The sequence below is a fragment of the Methylobacterium oryzisoli genome (assembly GCF_046557895.1).
Classification (GTDB): Bacteria; Pseudomonadota; Alphaproteobacteria; order Rhizobiales; family Beijerinckiaceae; genus Methylobacterium; species Methylobacterium oryzisoli.
On the sequence record NZ_JBKIBX010000097.1, the window covers coordinates 1 to 4415 of the forward strand.

The window sequence follows — 4415 nt, forward strand, 5'->3', positions numbered from 1 at the left end:
TGGGGCGAGTTGCGGCCGACCGGCAGGGCGCCGGGCAGCGCCTCGGTCTCGAAGCCGTTGCCGAACCCCGAGAGGTAGCCCGGCGCGAGGCCCGAGCCCGTGGCCGGAGCGCCGGATGCGGCCGGAACCTGCACGGTCATGGTTGCCCTCCCGCTGCCGTCGAGATAGTTTCGTGCGTAACTATCTTGACGGAATTAGTTGCAATTGAAACCGAAGTCAAGCGCCGGCTCGGCGCCGAGCGACGTCACCCTGACGCTGGCGAGTTTCCTGCCCTACCGGCTGAACGTGGCAGCGGCGGCGGTGAGCGAAGGGCTGGCGCGGCTCTACGCGACGCGCTTCGGCATCGGCATCCCCGAATGGCGCGTGCTGGCCACGGTGGGCGAATTCCGCTCCATGACCGCGACCGCGACCGCGATCGGGCTCCACGCCCATATGGGCAAGGTGAAGGTGAGCCGGGCGGCGGCGGCCCTGGAAGCCCGCGAGCTGATCCGGCGCGAGCCGAACCCGGAGGATCTGCGCGAGGCCTTCCTGGTGCTGACGCCCGCGGGCGAGGCGGTCTACGCCGAGATCGTGCCCCTCGCCCTCGACTACGCCCGCAGACTGACGGCGGAGTTTCGCCCGGACGAGGAGGCGATGCTCAATCGGCTGATCGACCGGTTGCTGCGGCGGGCGAGCGAGATGGGCGGCGCGTAGCGGCGCGCTCGACGGCCCGACCGGCGGTCAGCCGCGGGCGCGCCCGGCGGAGCGGGCATGGGCCGCGTCCAGTTCCAGCGCGACGTTGCGGGTGAGGTAGTCGCGCACCTTCGGATCGGGGCTCGTGGCGGCGAGGCGCGCGCGCAGGTCGTCGGGGCTCGGTGCCCCGCCGAAGCCCGGGGCCAGGAGGCGGCGCAGCACCTCGCTGACGATCAGGGACCGGTCGTAGCCGCGATGCTGCACCAGGCGCCTGAGGTGGAGGACGAGAGAATCGGCGCCCTGGGCGCCCGCAAACGCCTCCCCCGCCCTGAACCGGCTCTGTCCCATTCTGATTCTTCTGCTCCGGCGGAGTGGCCATCGCATACTAGGGCGGCGTTTCGAACGAAGGGTTAACCCGGTCGGAGCCCGGGCCCTGCGCGAGGAACCTACTCGGCCCCGCTCTCGTCCTGAGGCCCTGCGAGCCCGAGGCGCACCCAGGCATCGAGGGCCAGCCTGATCCCGTGACCGGCGATCGCCACGACGATCATCGATCCGGCAAGATTGAGGAAGAGCGACGCATCCGACATGACTTGTCTCGACACTGACGAGGCCCCGGATCCTGAGCAGATCTTGCCTTGGTTAACAGGGCGTTAACCACCGGGGCGCGGTGATCTCCATTCGACCGACTGAACCGGTCAGGACACACCCTGACATCGATTTGGGGCAGAACGATGTGCCGCCGCGCACGTTGCTGCGCCTCCTGCGGCATGCGGATACTGCATAGCTCCCATGATGGCATCTGGCATACCAAAAATTATTGTGCGGTGCCATATTCGCTGCATCGCACAACAGGGATGCCTCTCCGATGACCGCTCTCCTCCTCCTCGGCCTCGTCGTCGCCGTCATCAACGCGTCGCTGGCCCTGGTGCCGGCCGGTTCGGTGCCGAAGGGCTCCCCTGCCCCGCTGTCGGGCCGCGAGAAGAACGAGATTCTGGCCGCCGGCCTCGGCGCCTGAGACACTAGGCTTCGTCGCTGCGGCGCTGCTGCAGCGCAGCGAACCGGAGCCTTCATCCGAGGGAATATCCCGTCGGCGGATCGGAGCCGAACCACACGGGACGCTTTCTTTACCCGTCCGGGGTAGAACGCCGATATGGCGGGCGCCCCGATCACGGCAGCAAGCCAGAATTGAGCCCGCCAGCAATGCGCTGCGCGGGCTCTTTTCGTTGGCGAGGAGCTGGCTCACGCCACCTGCTGGCGATTGACACGCCCTCGAACCTCGTTCAAATCCGGAACAACGTTCCGGATTCGAGGGCGCGATGGCCGGCGGGTTGCTGCGGCGGGCACTGGACCTGGTGGAGTTGCTCGCCGGGCACGCCCGCGGCCTGCCGCTTCAGACCATCGCCGACACGCTCGGCATCCCCAAGAGCGGGGCGCACCGGCTGCTCGCCGAACTGGTCTCCTACGCCTACGTGACCCAGGACGCCGAGACCGGCCGCTACCTGCTGACCACGCGCTTCGCGACGCTCGGCCTCAAGCACCTCGCCAATTCGGGCGTGGTGGACGTGTCGCAATCCGTGCTGAACCGGCTCGCCGACCGCAGCGGCGAACTCGTCCGCCTCGCGGTGGTGGATTATCCCCGCCTCGTCTGGGTGGCGAAGGCGCAGGGCGCGCGCTCGGGCCTGCGCTACGACGCCGACATGGGCACGGAGGCGACGCTCTCCACCACCTCCACCGGCATCGTCTGGCTGGCGAGCCTGCCCGACGAGGAGGCGCTGCACCTCGTGCTGCGGCAGGGCCTGCGCCCGCCGGGCACCGCCGGCCCCAACGCGCCGCGGACGATCCCGGCGGTGCTCGATCTGATCCAGGCCGCCCGGGCGCGCGGCTACGCCTGGGTCTACGAGACCAACGCGGTCGGGATGGCGGCGATGGCGGCCACCATCGTCCATCCCGGCAGCGGACGGGCCATCGGCAACGTCAGCATCGCCGGCCCGAGCGCCCGGCTTACGGAAGCCTGCCGCGATACCCTCGCCCCCGACCTGCTGGAGGCCGCCGCCACGCTCTCGGCGGTCGGTCCCCTCTCCGACTACCTCGCGGCGCTGAGCGGCGGGCGCACGCCCGACCCGGCGCGGCTCGCCTGACACGGGAGATTCTTCGACGTGAGCGACCTCGATCATGGCACCGTGGAGCGTGCCGGCCTGAACCAAGACGGCCTGAACCAAGACGGCTTGAACCAAGACGGCCTGGACCGCGAGTTCCTGCAGCGCGACCGGGGCCTGCACCCGCCGCCGCTCACGCCGGACTACAAGACCAGCGTGCTGCGCTCACCCACCCGGGCGCTGCTCTCGCTGCAAACCTCCCTCTCGGAGGTCACCGGGCCGGTCTTCGGCCATGCGGAACTCGGGCCGCTCGACAACGACCTCATCCGCAACTACGCGCGGGACGGCGAGCCGATCGGCGAGCGCATCCTCGTGCACGGCCTCGTGCGCGATGAGAACGGGCGCGGCGTGCCGCACACGCTGGTGGAGTTCTGGCAGGCCAATGCGGGCGGGCGCTACCGCCACCGCAACGACCGCTACCTCGCGCCCGTCGATCCCAATTTCGGCGGCTGCGGCCGGGCGCTGACGGACGCGCGGGGCTACTACCACTTCCGCACCATCAAGCCCGGCCCCTATCCCTGGCGCAACTTCCTCAACTCGTGGCGCCCGGCGCACATCCACTTCTCGGTGTTCGGCTCCGGCTTCTCCCAGCGCCTGATCACCCAGATGTACTTCGAGGGCGACCCGCTGATCTGGCGCGACCCGATGGTGCTCGGCATCCCGGACCGCGCGGCGGCCGAGCGGCTGATCGCGCCCCTCGACCTCGCCGCTGCCGTGCCCCTCGACATGCTGGCCTACCGCTTCGACATCGTGCTGCGCGGGCGCCAGCAGACGCTGTTCGAGAACAAGCTCCAGGGGAACTGAGCATGGTCCAGCCGCTGCCCGACCGCCTGCGCGAGACCGCCTCGCAGACCGCCGGTCCCTACGTCCATATCGGACTCATCCCGCATCAGGCCGGCTTCGACATCTTCGAGACCACCTTCTCGAACGTGCTGGTGCAGCCCGACACCGCGGGCGAGCGCATCCGCGTCGAGGGGCGCGTCTTCGACGGCGCCGACGAGCTGGTGCGCGACGTGCTGGTGGAGATCTGGCAGGCCAACGCGGCCGGCCGCTACAACCACCCGGCCGATCGCCAGGAGGGAAAGGCCCTCGACGCGAGCTTCCGCGGCTGGGGTCGCGCCGGCTCGGATTTCGAGACCGGGATCTGGTTCTTCGAAACGATCAAGCCCGGGTCGGTGGAGGGCCGCCGGGGTCACCGGCCGATGGCGCCTCACATCAACCTCTGGATCGCCGCCCGCGGCATCAACATCGGGCTGCCGACGCGCCTGTACTTCGCGGACGAGGCCGAGGCGAACGCCGCCGACCCGGTCCTCAACCTGATCGAACAGCGCTCCCGCCGCGCGACGCTGATCGCCCGGCGCGAGGAGCGGGAGATGCCGACCTACGTGCTCGACATCCGGCTCCAGGGGCCGCAGGAAACCGTGTTCTTCGACGTCTGAACCGATACCGGGAGAGAGGCCCCATGAGCGCAGGCCAGATGAGCGCAGGCCAGAGCATGAGCGCGGCAGATCAGAACCCCGTGGTGATCGCGGTGGCGATCACCGGCTCGGTGCCGCGCAAGGCCGACAACCCGGCCCTGCCCACCAC

General features: G+C 69.9%; 8 protein-coding genes. 5 read left to right on the forward strand and 3 right to left on the reverse strand.

Annotation, left to right across the window (positions count from 1 at the left end; all coding sequences use genetic code 11):
• A partial coding sequence (locus tag ACKUB9_RS34030) for a homogentisate 1,2-dioxygenase (RefSeq protein ID WP_407531085.1) occupies positions 1-140 on the reverse strand: 140 nt, incomplete at its 3' end.
• Positions 141-204: 64 nt separating this feature from the next.
• Between ACKUB9_RS34030 and ACKUB9_RS34035 the strand changes: the two genes are divergently transcribed.
• The gene (locus ACKUB9_RS34035) at positions 205-693 is read left to right on the forward strand and encodes a MarR family winged helix-turn-helix transcriptional regulator (protein WP_407531074.1); all 489 of its coding nucleotides are present in this window, start codon (positions 205-207) and stop codon (positions 691-693) included.
• A 27-nt stretch (positions 694-720) separates the two neighbouring features.
• Here the strand turns inward: ACKUB9_RS34035 and ACKUB9_RS34040 are convergent, their stop codons facing one another.
• Both ACKUB9_RS34040 and ACKUB9_RS34045 read right to left on the reverse strand, forming a co-directional pair.
• Complete coding sequence (locus ACKUB9_RS34040; RefSeq protein ID WP_407531076.1) at positions 721-1020, reverse strand: hypothetical protein; 300 nt, start codon at positions 1018-1020, stop codon at positions 721-723.
• Between the two features lie 98 nt (positions 1021-1118).
• Positions 1119-1259, reverse strand: coding sequence for a hypothetical protein (locus tag ACKUB9_RS34045; protein ID WP_407531078.1), 141 nt, complete (start codon positions 1257-1259; stop codon positions 1119-1121).
• 278 nt (positions 1260-1537) lie between these two features.
• Between ACKUB9_RS34045 and ACKUB9_RS34050 the strand changes: the two genes are divergently transcribed.
• The 4 genes from ACKUB9_RS34050 (at position 1538) to pcaG (ending at position 4267) form a co-directional block, all read left to right on the forward strand.
• Positions 1538-1687: a hypothetical protein gene (locus ACKUB9_RS34050; protein ID WP_407531080.1), complete on the forward strand. Its 150-nt coding sequence runs from the start codon at positions 1538-1540 to the stop codon at positions 1685-1687.
• 301 nt (positions 1688-1988) lie between these two features.
• Positions 1989-2810 carry an IclR family transcriptional regulator gene (locus ACKUB9_RS34055; RefSeq protein ID WP_407531082.1) on the forward strand — a complete coding sequence of 274 codons (822 nt, stop codon included), beginning with the start codon at positions 1989-1991 and terminating at the stop codon, positions 2808-2810.
• Positions 2811-2882: 72 nt separating this feature from the next.
• Positions 2883-3632: a protocatechuate 3,4-dioxygenase subunit beta gene (gene pcaH / locus ACKUB9_RS34060; RefSeq protein WP_407531087.1), complete on the forward strand. Its 750-nt coding sequence runs from the start codon at positions 2883-2885 to the stop codon at positions 3630-3632.
• 2 nt (positions 3633-3634) lie between these two features.
• A complete protein-coding gene (pcaG, locus tag ACKUB9_RS34065) occupies positions 3635-4267 on the forward strand; it encodes a protocatechuate 3,4-dioxygenase subunit alpha (RefSeq protein WP_407531083.1) in 633 nt (210 codons plus the stop codon).
• Positions 4268-4415: the final 148 nt, after the last annotated feature.

Excerpts from the sequence above, each read along its gene's own strand:
- ACKUB9_RS34040 (WP_407531076.1), bottom strand. The coding sequence starts at position 1,020 with ATGGGACAGAGCCGGTTCAGGGCGGGGGAGGCGTTTGCGGGCGCCCAG.
- ACKUB9_RS34045 (WP_407531078.1), bottom strand. The coding sequence starts at position 1,259 with ATGTCGGATGCGTCGCTCTTCCTCAATCTTGCCGGATCGATGATCGTC.
- ACKUB9_RS34050 (WP_407531080.1), top strand. The coding sequence starts at position 1,538 with ATGACCGCTCTCCTCCTCCTCGGCCTCGTCGTCGCCGTCATCAACGCG.
- ACKUB9_RS34055 (WP_407531082.1), top strand. The coding sequence starts at position 1,989 with ATGGCCGGCGGGTTGCTGCGGCGGGCACTGGACCTGGTGGAGTTGCTC.
- pcaG (WP_407531083.1), top strand. The coding sequence starts at position 3,635 with ATGGTCCAGCCGCTGCCCGACCGCCTGCGCGAGACCGCCTCGCAGACC.